General features: G+C 66.2%; 14 protein-coding genes. All 14 read right to left on the bottom strand.

Annotation, left to right across the window (positions count from 1 at the left end; all coding sequences use genetic code 11):
• Positions 1-4: 4 nt before the first annotated feature.
• From BLQ92_RS03150 to BLQ92_RS03215, 14 genes are read right to left on the bottom strand one after another with little or no spacing between them, the layout of a single operon-like run.
• Positions 5-433: a signal peptidase gene (locus BLQ92_RS03150; protein ID WP_090681600.1), complete on the bottom strand. Its 429-nt coding sequence runs from the start codon at positions 431-433 to the stop codon at positions 5-7.
• A 37-nt stretch (positions 434-470) separates the two neighbouring features.
• Positions 471-1,718 carry a beta-ketoacyl synthase N-terminal-like domain-containing protein gene (locus tag BLQ92_RS03155; protein WP_090681601.1) on the bottom strand — a complete coding sequence of 416 codons (1,248 nt, stop codon included), beginning with the start codon at positions 1,716-1,718 and terminating at the stop codon, positions 471-473.
• The gene (locus tag BLQ92_RS03160; RefSeq protein WP_090681603.1) at positions 1,715-2,941 is read right to left on the bottom strand and encodes a beta-ketoacyl-ACP synthase; all 1,227 of its coding nucleotides are present in this window, start codon (positions 2,939-2,941) and stop codon (positions 1,715-1,717) included. Before BLQ92_RS03160 ends, BLQ92_RS03155 begins: the two co-directional genes overlap by 4 nt.
• The gene (locus BLQ92_RS03165) at positions 2,941-3,666 is read right to left on the bottom strand and encodes a 3-ketoacyl-ACP reductase FabG2 (RefSeq protein WP_090681606.1); all 726 of its coding nucleotides are present in this window, start codon (positions 3,664-3,666) and stop codon (positions 2,941-2,943) included. The genes BLQ92_RS03160 and BLQ92_RS03165 overlap by 1 nt, the downstream gene beginning before the upstream one ends.
• Positions 3,663-4,160 (bottom strand): hotdog family protein, encoded by a 498-nt coding sequence (locus BLQ92_RS03170; RefSeq protein ID WP_090681893.1) that lies wholly within the window; start codon positions 4,158-4,160, stop codon positions 3,663-3,665. The genes BLQ92_RS03165 and BLQ92_RS03170 overlap by 4 nt, the downstream gene beginning before the upstream one ends.
• An 8-nt stretch (positions 4,161-4,168) precedes the next feature.
• Positions 4,169-5,353: a beta-ketoacyl-[acyl-carrier-protein] synthase family protein gene (locus tag BLQ92_RS03175; protein WP_090681607.1), complete on the bottom strand. Its 1,185-nt coding sequence runs from the start codon at positions 5,351-5,353 to the stop codon at positions 4,169-4,171.
• Positions 5,350-7,806, bottom strand: a complete 2,457-nt coding sequence (locus BLQ92_RS03180) for an MMPL family transporter (protein ID WP_175772168.1) — start codon at positions 7,804-7,806, stop codon at positions 5,350-5,352. Before BLQ92_RS03180 ends, BLQ92_RS03175 begins: the two co-directional genes overlap by 4 nt.
• Positions 7,806-8,495 (bottom strand): LolA family protein, encoded by a 690-nt coding sequence (locus BLQ92_RS03185; RefSeq protein ID WP_090681610.1) that lies wholly within the window; start codon positions 8,493-8,495, stop codon positions 7,806-7,808. Before BLQ92_RS03185 ends, BLQ92_RS03180 begins: the two co-directional genes overlap by 1 nt.
• Positions 8,483-8,914, bottom strand: a complete 432-nt coding sequence (locus BLQ92_RS03190) for an acyl-CoA thioesterase (protein ID WP_090681612.1) — start codon at positions 8,912-8,914, stop codon at positions 8,483-8,485. The genes BLQ92_RS03185 and BLQ92_RS03190 overlap by 13 nt, the downstream gene beginning before the upstream one ends.
• On the bottom strand, positions 8,911-10,503 hold the full coding sequence (locus tag BLQ92_RS03195) for an HAL/PAL/TAL family ammonia-lyase (protein ID WP_090681614.1): 1,593 nt from the start codon (positions 10,501-10,503) through the stop codon (positions 8,911-8,913). Before BLQ92_RS03195 ends, BLQ92_RS03190 begins: the two co-directional genes overlap by 4 nt.
• Positions 10,490-12,205, bottom strand: coding sequence for a glycosyltransferase family 2 protein (locus BLQ92_RS03200; protein WP_090681615.1), 1,716 nt, complete (start codon positions 12,203-12,205; stop codon positions 10,490-10,492). Before BLQ92_RS03200 ends, BLQ92_RS03195 begins: the two co-directional genes overlap by 14 nt.
• Positions 12,202-13,893 (bottom strand): ApeI family dehydratase, encoded by a 1,692-nt coding sequence (locus BLQ92_RS03205; RefSeq protein ID WP_090681617.1) that lies wholly within the window; start codon positions 13,891-13,893, stop codon positions 12,202-12,204. The genes BLQ92_RS03200 and BLQ92_RS03205 overlap by 4 nt, the downstream gene beginning before the upstream one ends.
• The gene (locus BLQ92_RS03210) at positions 13,890-14,621 is read right to left on the bottom strand and encodes a COG4648 family protein (protein ID WP_244106122.1); all 732 of its coding nucleotides are present in this window, start codon (positions 14,619-14,621) and stop codon (positions 13,890-13,892) included. The genes BLQ92_RS03205 and BLQ92_RS03210 overlap by 4 nt, the downstream gene beginning before the upstream one ends.
• Positions 14,621-14,872: an acyl carrier protein gene (locus BLQ92_RS03215; protein WP_090681619.1), complete on the bottom strand. Its 252-nt coding sequence runs from the start codon at positions 14,870-14,872 to the stop codon at positions 14,621-14,623. Before BLQ92_RS03215 ends, BLQ92_RS03210 begins: the two co-directional genes overlap by 1 nt.
• Position 14,873: the final 1 nt, after the last annotated feature.

The following is a 14,873-nucleotide window of genomic DNA, read 5'->3' on the forward strand; positions in this document are numbered from 1 at the left end:
TTGCTTAGTTGGATTGAAGGACGACGAGATCGCCGTGCACGGCGACTGCCGCCGCGCTCGGGCTCACGCCGCAGGTGAAATCGGTAGACGAACTGGTATCGGTGGTATGAAAACGCGTCTGGATGTTGATCACGGCATTCGCGTTCTTCTCCTGCGCAACGGCGCGCAGCTTGCTCAGCGCCTCGGCAAGCGCGTGGTTGCACGAAGCGTCTGCACCGTCTTGGGCACGCGCTACGCGCGCCGAATACGACGCTTCGCCGAGCTGCTGCTGCACCGCCGGATGGGCTTGCGAGCCGAAATACAAGGCCACCCCGCTCCCCGCTGCGGGCTGCTGCACGGCCGACTGCAACGGCAGCGATTTGACCTGGGTCGCACATCCAGCTTGCGTGATCACCACGGCAGCCAGTGCACCCAGCATAAGACCGTTCCTCATTGTGTTTTTCCTTTTCTTGTTAAAGCCACCAGAAACGTCATGCGCCCTTCCAGGCGCGAAACATCAGGCTCGCGCAACTGCCGCCGAACCCGAATGAAACCGACATGGCCGCATCGATGCGCGCCTCGCGCGACGTGCGCACGAGTGGCAGATCCGCTACCGCAGGATCAAGCGTCTCGATGCCGCTGGTCCCCGCGATATAGCCATCTCTCATCATCAACAGTGTGTAGATGGCTTCGTGCGCGCCGCATGCTCCGAGTGGATGGCCGGTCAAGCCTTTGGTCGACGAAAACAGCGGCACTTCGTTGCCGAATATCTCGCCTAGCGCGTGCAGCTCTTCGAGATCGCCGCGCGGCGTCGATGGGGCATGGGTGTTGATGTAATCGGGACGCAGCTTCGCTTCGTTGAGCGCCTCGCGCATAGCGCGAGCAATGCCGGGCGCACGCGGCGCCACCATGTCTGCACCGTCGGTGCAATGACCGAAGCCGACCAGCTCGGCATGGATACGCGCTCTCCGCGCGAGTGCATGGTCGAGCGATTCGAGCAGAAGGACGCCCGCGCCCGAGGCCATCACAAAGCCGTCACGTGCGACATCGTAGGGACGCGAGGCGTGCTCGGGCGCATCGTTGAAGTTTCGTGACAGCGCGCCCATGGCGTCGAACATCAGCGTCATGTTGTCGTGCAGCGCTTCGCTGCCGCCTGCCAGGACGATCTGCTGGCGGCCCGTCTGGATCAGTTGCATGGCCTGGCCGATCGCGAGCGCCGAGGTCGTACAGGCTGACGATGGCGAGTACGTCGCGCCTTCCAGCCCGAACACGTGCGCAACATTGGCGGAGGTCGTGCTGCCCATCGCCTGCGGCACGATGTAAGGCGGAACCCGATCGACCCCGCGCGCCCCGGCGATTTCCATGGCGACGTCATAAGCAGACATGGTTCCGACTCCCGAACCGATCACCGCGCCCGCTGCCGGCGAACGCAAGGCAGCGGGATCGAGACTGGCATCGTCGAGCGCGCTGCGAACTGCGTGGCACGCGAAACGGGCTGTGTCGCCCATGAAGCGCTCGAGCTTGCGCGCGAACAGCGGCTCGTCGGCCACCGATGCGACGCCCGCCACCTGGCTGGCGAAACCGCGCTCACGCCATGCTTCGATGCGCGAAACGCCCGAGCGCCCTGCGCGCAGTCGCGCCGACACGCCGTCGAGCGTGTTGCCGAGACAGGACACGAGACCCATGCCTGTCACGACGACGCGGCGCAGTCCGCCCACGCTATGTGCTGCGTGGCTCATCCGGCACGCCTGAAGATCAGCGAGGTATTGATGCCGCCAAACGCGAAGTTGTTGCTCATCACGTACTCGGCTTCGAGCGCGCGTGCCTCGCCGACAATGTAGTCAAGCTCGGCACACGCCGGATCGACATGGGTCAGATTCACGGTCGGCGCGAACCAGTTGCGCTTCATCATCTCGACGGTCCACCAGGCTTCGATCGCACCGCACGCGCCGAGCGTGTGGCCGATGTAGCTCTTCAGCGAGCTGATCGGCATGCGCGAGCCGAAGATTTGCGCGGTGGCGCGGCTTTCTGCCACGTCGCCGAGATCCGTTGAGGTGCCGTGCGCATTGACATACGCAATCGCCTCCGGCGGCAGTCCGGCGTCTTGCAGCGCAAGTCGCATGGCGACGGCCATGGTTTCGGCGGTGGGTTGGGTCATGTGCGCCCCATCCGAATTGCAGCCGAAGCCGACAATTTCCGAGTGAATGTGTGCACCTCGTGCCACCGCGTGCTCATACTCTTCGAGCACGAGCGTAGCCGCCCCTTCGCCGACCACGAGGCCGTCGCGCGCGGCATCGAAGGGCCGCGGCGTCAGATGCGGTTCGTCGTTGCGCGTGCTGGTCGCGTAGAGCGTATCGAACACGGCGACCGCCGGCCCCGACAGCTCTTCCGCTCCGCCGGCCAGCATCAGGGTCTGCTTGCCCTGGGCGATCGCTTCGTACGCGTAGCCCACCGCCTGACTGCCCGACGCACAGGCAGAGGACGTCGGCACGATCCGGCCTTTCAGATCCCAGAACAGGCTGACGTTGACGGCCGTGGTGTGCGGCATCATCTGCACATAGCTGTTCGAGGTCACGTCGCTCATCGAGCCGGTATCGAGCATTTTGCCGAACGCGCGAATCGGCTCGACGGAGCCGGACGACGATCCGTACGCGACGCCCATGCGTCCGTCGCTGATGGACGGATCGTCGAGCAGGCCGGCGTCGGTCAGCGCCAGTTCGCTGGCCCGCACCGCGTACTTCGAGACGGGGCCCATCGAGCGGGTCTTCTTGCGCGGATAGTGCGCCGGCGTGACGAATTCCGGCAACGGACACGCCAGCCGCGTGTGCAGCGACTGGAAGTAGTCCCATTCATGGATGCGCTGCACGGCATTGCGGCCGCGTTTCAAAGCCGCTTCGACTTCGTCCCAATGGCTGCCGAGCGCCGTGACGCCGCCCATTCCGGTTATGACGACGCGCTTCATCACACCATCCCGCCGTTGACGCCGATCACCTGGCGCGTGATGTAGGACGCCGCATCCGACATCAGGAAGCCCACCACCGCAGCCACTTCGACGGGCTGCCCCACGCGGTTCATCGGCACCGCCTTCAATGCGTGTTCGACCGGCACGTCGTCGAGCATGCCGGTATCGATCAGCCCCGGCGCCACGCTGTTGACCGTGATGTTGCGGGTCGCAAGTTCGACGGCGAGCGCCTTGGTCGCGCCGATCAGGCCGGCCTTTGCCGCGCTGTAGTTGACCTGGCCGCGATTGCCGATGACGCCGGAAACCGAACCGACGGTCACGATCCGGCCGCCCTGGCGGGCGCGGACCATCGGCATCGTCAGCGGATGCACGACGTTGTAGAACGCGTCGAGGCCGGTCTCGATGACGATGTCCCAGTCTTCGTCGGTAAGCGCCGGAAAGGCTGCATCGCGGGTCACGCCTGCACAGCAGACGATGCCGTAGTAGGCCCCGTGCACGGCGACGTCCGCCTCGAGTGCTGTGCGGCAGGCGGCGCGATCGCGCACGTCGAACTGCAATACGCTCGCCGTTCCGCCTTGCGCCGTAATGCCCGCCGTCACCGCCTCGGCTTCGCTGCGTCCGGTACGACAGTGGACGGTCACCGCAAAGCCGTCAGCAGCCAGTTGATAGGCAATTGCGCGGCCGATTCCACGGCTCGCACCGGTAACGAGAACACGCCTGCTCATGACCTGAAACCCTCTTCGATAAATGACTGGAAATCGCGCGGCCGAAAAACCTTGATCACAGCCTCAGCTGCCACTACGTCATCGTGTTGAATGACGCATTCATAGGCGCCGTGACCTTCATCGCCGCGCAATAGCTCTTTGACTTCGATCCGCAAAAGCGCGTCGGGCGCAAATGCGGGTGTATGCATCTCATAGCGGCGCGAGCCGAGCAGCACGCCGGGGCGCATGCTGTTGCCCGCGCGCATCTCGAGCAGCCCGACGTGCGCCGCAATCGCCTGCGCCATGAGTTCGATGCCGATCCACGCGGGCATCGCGCCTTGGGCGTCGGCATACCACGCGTCGCTCTGGACGCGTGCCTGGGCTGTCAGCGACTCGTCTGCGCACGCGAGCACCGCGTCGAGCAGCAGCATCGTGCCGCGATGCGGCAGGATCTCCTCGACAGGCGGAAACGATTCGCGCTCGAGGCCGGGACTGGATTGGATGGATTGGGTCATGAAGTCGCTCACCGGCCGAGGATCACGCTGACGTTGCTGCCGCCGAACGCAAACGAATTGCTCATCACGTATTGCGCGCCGGCGTGGCGCGGCAAATACCGCTCTGTTTCGACGAGATCGAGCGCTGGCAGCTCGGCGTCGGCTTCGCCATCCCAAAGGTGGCGCGGCAAGGCGACGTCATCGCGTGCGAGCGTGAGCCATGCGAAGCCGAGTTCGTTCGCGCCCGCCGCGCCGAGTTGATGCCCGGTCAGCGGTTTGGTGCCGCTTGCCGCAACGCCATTGGGGAAGATCCGTGACATCAGATGCGCTTCCATCTGGTCGTTCTTGCGCGTCGCGGTTGCGTGCAGGTTGACGTAGCCGATCGACGAAGCCGCGAGGCCCGCATCCTCGAGCGCGCCTCGCAAGGCGTGTTCGCCGCCGATGCCGTGCGGATCGGGCGCCGAGATGTGATGCGCGTCGCTGGATTCGCCGGCGCCTGCAAGCACAACCGGTCCTTCGTCACGGCTCATCAGGAAGACGGCCGCTCCCTCTCCGATGTTGATACCGCAGCGATTGCGGCTCAGCGGATTCATGCGTGCCACGCTGGTGGAGTCGATCGAGGCGAAACCCTGCAGGGTCAATTCGCATAGCGAGTCGACTCCGCCGGCGACCACCGCGTCGCAGAGTCCCAACTCCAGCAGCCGGCGCGCCGAGATGATGGCTTTCGCCCCCGAGGTGCATGCTGTCGACACCGTGAAGGCCGGGCCCTGGAGATCGAGCGCGGCGGCGGCGAATGGCGCGGCCGTGCCGATCTCCATCTGGCGGTAGTCGAAGCCGGCCGGCAGAGCGCCCGCTTCGGCGTGCTGGGCGAGCGCGGCTTCGGCCGCGCTGATGCCCGACGTGCTGGTGCCGAGCACCACGCCAATGCGACGCGCGCCGTACCGTTCGCGGGCCGCTTCAATGGCGGGTCTGATTTGCGCGAGGGCGGCTAGCAGCAAGCGATTGTTGCGGCAGTCGTAGTGCACGAGCGCAGCGGCCGGCGCCTGCGCGAGCGGCGCCATGACCCGGCCGACGAACGCCTCGCCGCCGCGGGTTTGCAGCATCCCCATGCCCGGAGCCTGTCCGTTGGACAGCGCAGACACGATCGACGGCACATCGTTGCCGAGTGCGTTGATCATGCCGAGCGCATGCAGATAAACACGCGACGTGCTCACACCGTTTCTCCTGTGTCGGCCGGAGTGAGTGCCTCAGCACTGACTCCGGTCCCACGCAACTTGTTGCGCTTCGATGGAATGCCGATCGGCGCAAGCAGCACGGACACCATGATGCCCAGCGACAGCGTGGCGCCGAAACTGCGCAAGGCCGGCATCGAACTCATACCGAGCATGCCGAACGACAGCAGGGTCGTCGCGGACGACAGCAGAACACCGGTCCACACGGCGCCGGGGTCCGCATCCGCTCGCATCGTGCCTTCGCGCAGGAACACGGCATAGTTCGCACCCACGCCGAGCACGAGCATCAGCGCGAGCCAGTTGAACAGCGTGAACGGGATATGCGCGTAGCCGAACGCCGCGAGCGTGACGCCCACCGCGAGCAGCACGGGCAGCGTGACAGCAAGGCCGCCGCGCGGCCGGTAACGGAGCATCAGCAGGATCAGCACCAGCAGTAGCGCGCCCGCCAGCCAGACGCTGCTATCGACGCGATATTCGCCGAACAGCTTCGACACGCTCGCGGCCTTGTCGACGAAGCTCACACCCGGCACCGCACGCGCGGCGTCGAGCAGCGCGGGCTCGTTGGCCGGCGTCACGCTTTGCGGGATCACCACGGCGGCGAAGGCGCGGGGCGTCGTGGACGTGGCGCCCAGCCACAGATGACGAAACGGCTGCGACCAGGGCGCCGCGAGCCAGCGGTCGACCGTCAGCAGCGAGTTCGACGAGCTTGCGTAGTCCGCGAGCCATGCGTCGGCGACGGCGTCGCGAAACCCGGCCTCAAGCAGCATCGCGCGCAATGCTGCGGGGTCATTGAAAACGTGGGCAGCGAGCAGCGCGCGGTCGGTGTGTTGCTGCTTGGCCGAGGGCACGAACGAGGTCACCGATTGCCAGCTACCTACCTTGGCGGTCCCGCTGAGTGCGTCAAGCCTGGCGCCGAGCGCTTCGGCGCGTTCGAGCACGAGCTCCGGCGTCTCGCCGCGCACCACGAAAAACTGGGCCGTGTTGTCGACGCCCACTGCGCGGGTGACCTCACGCTCCTGCGCCACGAGCGAAGGGTCGCGCTGGATCAGCAGGTGGATGTCGTCATCGCTGCGCAATTGCAACCAGCCGGGCGCGGATGCGATCAGCAGCGCCGCCGTCACCCAGATGGCCCGGCGGCCGCCGATCAGCGCTCGCCACGTCTCGAGCATGCGCCCCGCCGCCTTGAACAGATACTGCGGGCGACGGGCCGCCGCGCGGGTGAGCAGCGTCGGCAACAGCGTGAGGACCGAGGCGAAGGCAATCGAAATGCCGGCCACGGCGAAGCACGCGATCTGCTTGAGCGCAGGAAACGGCGCACATGCAAGGATCGCGTAGCCGAGCAGGCTCGTTGCAAGGGCAACCGTCAGTGCCGGCGAAACAGCGCGTGCGCCGCGCCGCGAATCCCAGCCGTGTTGCGTGCCCAGATAGACGACGAAATACTGGATCGAATAGTCGACCGCCTCGCCGATCAGGCTTGCGCCGAAGACCAGCGTCAGCAGGTGCAACTGGCCGAAGATGAGCAGGGTGACCGCGAGCGCGCCGACAATGCCGAGCGCGGTCGACACGAAGCCGAGCAGCAAGAGCCGCGGCGAACGGAAGATCCACAGCATCAACAAAGCGATGCCGCACATCGACACGACGCCGATCGCATGCATTTCGTGCTCGGAGGCGCTGCGTGCTGCTTGCGCGTAGAACACGGCCCCGGTTCTGGCGAGTGCGACGTCGGGGAACGCCTGCTTCAGACTCGTTTCGCTGTGCGCCACTGCGGCGAGGACGGCGCGCTGGGTCTGGGTTTCGTACGCGGACCCCGGCAGGCTGGCCATCACCAGCACACTGGTCGTCGCGCCGCGATGGGCAACCAGCAGGCTGTCTTCGATCTCCAGATTGGAGGTGGCAAGCGGCAGGCCGCCTAGCCAGTGCTCGAGCCAGCCGAACGGGTCGTCCGCGAGCGCCGTTGCGAGACCGCCTTCGGCCGGCGCGTAGAGGCGTCTCACGAGGGCGTCGTGCAGGGTATTCGGAGCGCCTGCAAGCTGCGCGCGGTCGGCCGGCGCGAGCAGGCCGAACCGGTATGGCAGATACAGACCGCCGATTTGCGACAGATCGAACGGCGGCAAGGTCGCGGTGACGGAGCGAAACGCGCCGCTCGCGGACAGCGTTGCGCCTAGCTGCTTCGCGGCCGCCTTCGCGTGAGTCGCGTTGTCGCTCTTCACCAGAAACACCGTGCGGTCGCCGAGCGTGGCCGCGAGCCTGTCGACCGCTTCTTCGGCGACCGGGTCCGCCTCGGTGGCCGGCAGCAAGGCGAGCAGATTGGTCTGCAGCGGCGACGGGCCGGCGAAGCGCCAGACGCAGTAAAGCGTGGCCGCAAGGGCGAACACGAGCCACGCGGCACGCATGCCCCACGCCTGTTTCGAGCCTCGCACCTGTAATGCGTTCACTAGCGCGCTCCGAAAAGCTGCTGCTCGGCAGGCGTCAGGTCGGTCACCGTGGCGCTGTCCGAGAAGTCCAGCGTAGTGACGTCGCCGTTCGCGAGCGTGATGTGCAGCGTGCGCAAATAGCTGCCGCCGCTCATCTGCAAACTTTTGATGGCCTGGGCGAGCTGCGGCTGGTTCGGCGTGAGCTGCATGCGCCATTGTGCCGGCGTGCCGGTAGCTTGCACGTCGAATTGCGAGTAGAGCGCCGAGAGATCGCCACCGAGCATCGCGCGCATCATTCTGGACACCTCAGCGACGCCGCGTGCGCCGTGGGGACTGCTGCTTCCGATACGCTGACTGGCCGCGTTGACTTCGCTCACGCCGGCATCGGTGATCAGATAGGTGGCCTGGTACGGTGTCTCGATGTGCCAGATGACGCCGTGTCCGCGCACGAGCAGCAGCGATCCCGAGCTGATCAGCGGCTGTTTCAGCGCGGCGCGTGTTTGCGTTTGCGTGAAGCGTGCGCGGATGCCGCTCGCCCGTCCCAACTGGGCGGCGATTTGCGACACGAGCCCCGCGCTCTGCGCAGACCCGGACGCTTCGGTGGGTGCGGAAGCGGACGCCGACGCGGCGTGCGCCAAAGGCGCCTGTGCCAGTGCCTGCAGCGCAACGCTTGCCGCAACCATCGCGATGCGCAGCCTCAGCGTGCCCATACACGCTCCAGCTTCTCGAACACAACCGGCGGCGAGACGAACTGCAGTTCCTGGGTGGCCGCGCTCACGGCGACCTGGATCGTATGACCCTTCGTGAGCCGAGTGCCTGAGGCCTCATCCACGATCTCATAGCCGATCTTCAGGCGATTTTCGTATTCGAGCAGGTGCGCGCGTACCTCGAGCCGCTGGCCGTAAATCGCGGGCCGCACATACTTCAAATGTGCTTCGACGACCGGCCAGAGATAGCCCGACGCCTGCATCTCGCGGTAGTCGTAGTCGAATGCCCGCAGCAGCGCGGCGCGCCCTGCCTCGAAGTATTTCAGGTAGTGACCGTGCCAGCACACGTTCATCGCATCGACGTCGTGAAACGGGACCTCGACGGCCGCGCTGGCCGTCAACACCTTGCGCGGGTCGCTCATTGCGTGTCTCCGCCGTGTTGCTCGATCAGCTCGCATGCCGCGATGCGCGCGGTCAGTGCGCGCAGGTCGGCTTCGAGCGCGCGGTCCTCGTCGACGAACGGCGAGCCCGCACTCACGCTTTGCATAAACGCCTGCAGCGGCTGCGGGACGGGCGCGGTGGCGTCGATCCGCAGCCGCAGTCGTGCGGCTTGCACGGTCGCGAGGGTATGCGCAGCGGCAACCTGCTCGGTGAGTTCCAGCACGCGCAGGCAATCGCGCGCGGCGATCGTGCCCATGCTGACCTTGTCCTGATTGTGCGCTTCGGTGGAACGCGAGAAGACGCTCGCAGGCATGGTGTGCTTGAGCGCCTCCGCCGTCCATGCGGACGACGAAATCTGCACGGCCTTGAAGCCGTGATTGATCGGAGCGCGTGCCGAGGTCGCCCCCGACAGGTTGCGCGGCAGTCCGTTGTTGAACTTGTCGTCGACGATGAGCGCCAGTTGGCGGTCCATCAGATCGGCGAGATTGGCCACGGCGGTCTTCAACGCGTCCATCGCGAAGGCGATGTGGCCGCCATAGAAGTTGCCGCCGTGCAATACGCGCTCGCCGTCGGGGTCGATCAGCGGATTGTCGTTGGCGCTGTTCAGTTCGTTCTCGATATCGCGCCGCATCCAGCTCAGCGCGTCGCACGTCACGCCGATCACATGCGGGGCGCAACGGATCGAATAGCGGTCCTGCAGGCGGTGGCCCGGCGTGTCGTCGCGTCCTGCGAGGTCTGCGCGAATCCATGCGGCGGCTTCGGCCTGGCCGGCGTGCGGCTTGGCTTCGAACAGCATGGGATCGAAATGGGCGGCCCGGCCGTCGAGCGCGATGGTCGACAGGGCAGTGAGCCGTGCGGCCACGCGTGCCAGATGGGCGGCCCGCGCGAAGGCGAGACACGCAAGACCCGTCATGACCGCGGTGCCGTTCATCAGCGCAAGGCCTTCTTTCGGCGCCAGCGTCAGCGGCTCGTGTCCGAGTTCGGTCCAGACTTCCCGGGCTTCGCGCAGTTCACCGCGAAATAGCACGTCGCGCTCGCCCACCAGCGCCGCAGCGACGTACGACAGCGGTGTGAGGTCGCCACTCGCACCCACCGATCCCTCGGCGGGGATGAGCGGCAGCACCTGATGATTGATCAGGTCCGCGACGCGTTCGAGCAGCACGGGCCGCACGCCGGAATATCCGTACGCGAGCGAATTGAGGCGCGCGGCGATCACGGCCAGCGTCTCCTGGTTGTCGAGATGGCGGCCCATTCCGCAACCGTGATAGCGGGTGAGCTGAAGCGGCAGGGCTTCGACCAGGTCCATCGGCACATCGACCACGCAGGCGTCGCCATAGCCGGTATTGACGCCGTAGACGGTGGCGCCTGCCGCGAGATGGCGGCGCAGAAACTCAGCGCCGCGGGCGATGCGCGAGCGCCACGCCGGATCGCTGCTTAGTGCGACCGGGGCGCGTTGCCGCGCAATCGCCACCACCTCTTCGATCGTGAGCCGGCGGCCGCCGATCGTGATGGCATTGGCGCTTGCGTGCGCCGGTTGTTGCACGTCTACAGTCAGATCATTTTCGGCCATTTGCGCCTCCGCTGGGGCGCGCCCAGAAATCGAAAAAGTTGAACCATTGATAAGGCGCCTTGCGGCAGTAGTGCTCAAGACGCGTTGCGTACTGTTGCGCCCACGTCGAGATGTGCCGCTCGCGTTCGCGGCGCGGCAGTTCGATGCGCTCGGCGAACGGCTCGAAATACAGCCGGTAGCTGCTGCCCTCTTTCAGGCAAAAGAACAGGTAGACGGGACACGCGAGGGCATGCGCGAGCACATAGGGCCCCTGAGCGAACGGCGCCTGCGCGCCGAGAAACTGCGCGCTCGTCGTTCTGCCCGATTCGTGGGCGGGTGTTCGATCGCCCACGATCACCAGCAGTTCGCCGCGGGCGACACGCTCCTGCATCATCATCGCGGTCTCCGGACCGAAGTCGTTCACCTCGAGCAGATGTTGCGAGAAATCGCGGTTCGCCGACGCCAGCACGCTGTTGAAACGGCGCGCGTGCTCGGTGTAGACGATGGCCGTCACCTTGGTTTTGGCGCCGCGTGTGGCCAGCGCCCGAGCCATTTCCAGGTTGCCGAGGTGCGAGCCGATCACGAGCGCGCCTTGGCCGCTCGCGAGCAGGGCGTCGAGCGCGCCGGTGTCGTGGAAGCAGACCTCGGCTGGTTCGACGTGACCCGACCAGGCCGTCAGCTTGTCGAAACCCGATTGCGCGAACGCGAGCATGTGCCGGTAGGCGGAGAGCCAGCCCGGACGAGGCGTGTCCTGTTGCGCCGACGCTTGCCCGAGCTGTTCGAAGTAACGCCGCGAGGCATCGCGCGCAGGACGTCCCGTGAGCAGGAAATACGCGACGATCGGATGCAGCCACCATGCGGTGAGGCGCGGGCCGATCGTTTTGCAACCGAGCGCGAGCAGCCTCATGCCGAGGCGGCTGCCGCGTTCCGCCATGCGCCACCAGGGCGCCTCGCCTGGGTTGGCGGACCGGGTGGCGCGCCGCGGCGTCAGCTTGTGCAGCAACAGCACCGGCAACCGCAACAGCATCCCGGCGACGAGCCGCGTGTGAGTGCGGCTGATGCGCACGTTGTCCCACAGCACGTCGAAATGCGAGACGCCGTCGGCCGCGTACGTGACAGGCGTGGGAATCGCAATGAACTCCACACGACGCCAGTGCAGGCGCACGAGGATCTCGATGTCGAAGTCCATGCGTGTGCCCAGCTTGACGCTGTCGATCAGCGCGCAGGCGATATCGAGCGGATAGAGGCGGAAACCGCACATCGAGTCTCGGATCGCGAACGAGAGCGTTTCGATCCAGACCCAGACGTGGGTCAGATAACGCCCGTAGAGTCGCGACTTCGGTACGCTTGCGTCGTAGACTGGGCTGCCCAGAATCACCGCGTGCGGGTTGGCGTGCGACGCGTCGAGAAAGCGCGGCACGTCGGAGCTGTCGTGTTGACCGTCGGCGTCGATCTGCAGGGCATGCGTGTAGCCAGCCGCACGCGCCGCGCGCAGACCGGCCATCACCGCCGCGCCTTTGCCGCCGTTGACCGGCAGGCGCAGCAGCGTGAGCTGGTTCGCGTGTTGCTGTGCCAGCGCGGCGAGCACCTGCTGGGTCGCCTCGTCGCTGCCGTCGTCCACCACAAAGAGCGGCAGGCCGTGCACGACCAGATTCGCCACAGTCGCGGTAATGGCGTCCTTGTGGTTGTAGATCGGAATGACGATGCAGGCAGCGTGGCTCATGCACGCTCCCTGTAGACGATCACGCCTGAGGCGCAGTCACGCTCGCCAAGCCGGTAGACGAACTGGATCCGCTGGTTTGCCGCATCGTGCGCGAAGCTCAGCTTGAGCAATGCGCCGGGCGGTACGGGCGCCATGAACTTGAGCCGGTCGATCGATGCGGGCGTGCTGGCGGCGGGGACGTGAGTTGCGGCGAGCCGTATCGCCCAGTCGACCTGCACCACACCTGGCAGGATGGGCAGGCCGGGGAAGTGACCGGCAAAGTGGACCAGCGTGCGCGGCACGTGCAGCTCGTAGTAGAACTGGTCGCCCTGCTGCGCCTCGGCCAGCACTTCGACACCGTCTGCACGGGCCTCGAAGCTCGCGGCGAGCGCGGCGGCCGGCAGCTTGCCGCGCGCATCGAACGGCAAGGCGAGGCGAAAGCGCCAGTGGCGTGGCAGCAGCACGAGGTCGAAATACGCGGCGAGGTGGCGGCGCAAGGTTTTCACGAGCGGCACGCGGCCGTTGGCGCGTAACGCTTCGTTGCCGGCTTCGGTCAGCACCACGACTGCACCGGCTCGCTCGCGCGACGCACCCGCGAGCCGCGTCACCGCCACCTGGGCGACAAACGGATGCTGGGCGAGGCGGGTCTCGAGTTCCGCAAGCGAGAGGCGCTTGCCGTCGAGTTTGATTACCCGGTCGAGGCGGCCCAGCAGACGGAAGCGGCCGTCGCTGTCGAAGGCGGCTTCGTCGTCGGTGCGGTGCCAGTCGTCATGGCCGAGATGCGGCGAGCGTACGCTTAGCGCGCCATCGTCGGCGCGCTGGACGAGGATGCCCGGCATGGCCCGCCATGCGTCCGACTCGTTCTGCCGGCGCCATGCGATGCCGCCGGTTTCGGTACTGCCGTACACCTCGATCGGCGCTGAGCCGAAACTTGCGGCGTATTGGCTCGCTGTTTCAGCCGCGAGCGGCCCACCGGATGAGAAGAACGCGAGCGGCGCCGGCGCCAGCGCGGCGAAGCCGGGCAGCTCGGGCCAACGCGACAGTTGCGCGGGCGTCGACACGACAACCGTCGCTCCGCCTTGCTTGATGCGGGCCTGGATTGCCTGTGGATCGGCGCTGACGTTACGGTCGAACGCGCGCCCTGCCGCGAGTGGCCAGAACACGCGGAACAGGATGCCGTAGATATGATGATGCGGCACGCTCGCCAGAATCGTCGCTTGACCGAGCGCTTCTCCCCATTGCTGTTCGAGCGTGTGAACTTCAGCATTGAACTGGGCGAGCGTCTTTTGCACCGGCTTTGGCGTGCCGCTGCTGCCGGACGTGAAGAGCGTCAGGCCTGCATGCGGATCGATCGCCCAGCGACCGTCCAGGGTGTCCTGCGCTACGGCGTCGCGTTCGAGCGCGGGCATATCCGCAGCGGTGAGCAGGCAATCGTAGGCGCCCGACAGGTCAGCCAGGTAACCCGGAGCGGCATTCGCCGGAATCACCGGCTCCTTGCCGCACCCGAGCAAGGCGAACAGCGTGCAGGCGAAGTCGAACGAATCGTCGAGGCACAACGCGTAGCGCTTCAAGGGCTGAGCCTGTAGCGCTGCGGCGAGCCTCAGCGTGCGGGCGCGGAACGCAGCGAAGTCGAGTACGGCGTCGGCGTCGCGGCACACCGGTGTGTGGCCGGCGCGCGCCGAGACCAGCAGGTCGTGTAAGGCGATCATGAAGCCTCCGAACGGGCGGCTCGCGGCAGCATGATCAGGCGGCGCCAGGCGATCTCGCCCACCAGCAGAACGCCGATCAGCACGTAGGCGAGCGCGCCGTTGTAGAGCGACCATGCTTCGCGTCGCCAGCACAGGGCGGTATAAACGGAGAACACGCTATTCAGTACGAAGAAGACACACCAGATCTGAGTGACACGGCGCGTGTAGCGCACCACTTGAGGACTCGGATCGGGATTGTGGAGCCGCGCGAATTTTTCGACCATTGACGGGCCGCGCACGAGCGTGGCGCCGAACACCACCAGCAGTCCGAGATTGACGAGCGAAGGATAGAGCCGCAGCAGCAGCTCGCTGTTGGTCCACACGATCGCCACCGACGCGCAATTGAGCACCCCGGCGACGCACCAGTCGACCGGCGTCAAGCGGCGTAACGATGCGGCGATCGCGCCCGTGCCGGTCCAGCGCTGCAACCAGAGCAACACGAAGAGCATGCAACCGACATAGCGCGGGGCATCCCAGTGCCACGCGCACAAGATCACCAGCGGATAGGCAAGCTTGGTGGCGACGCTCAGCGGGCCGCTCAGTTTGCTACTGAGTTTGCCGCCGCGTTTGCCATCCACCGCGCCGCCAGCAGCCGTAGCCGCAGCCGGCTGCGCCTCGTCATCGCGAGGCTGGGCGCCCTGCGCTGCCGTGTCGACCGCCTGCCGTTCGCACGAAGGCACGGACAGCATTAGTCCTGTGCCGCAAGCAGCGACTCGATCGCAACGATCACGTCGCCAACCGTGCGCACCTGCTTGAATTCTTCCGGTTTGATCCGGCGTCCGGTCATTTCCTGCAGCTTGATGGCAAGGTCGACAGCGTCGATGCTGTCCAGATCGAGTTCCGTGAACAGATGCGCTTCGGGCGTCACTCGTGCCGGATCAATTGCAAAGTTCTCTTTGAAGATTGCGCGGATGCGCTCCAGAATTTCTGCCTCGGTCACG

This window comes from Paraburkholderia phenazinium, from assembly GCF_900100735.1.
Classification (GTDB): Bacteria; Pseudomonadota; Gammaproteobacteria; order Burkholderiales; family Burkholderiaceae; genus Paraburkholderia; species Paraburkholderia phenazinia.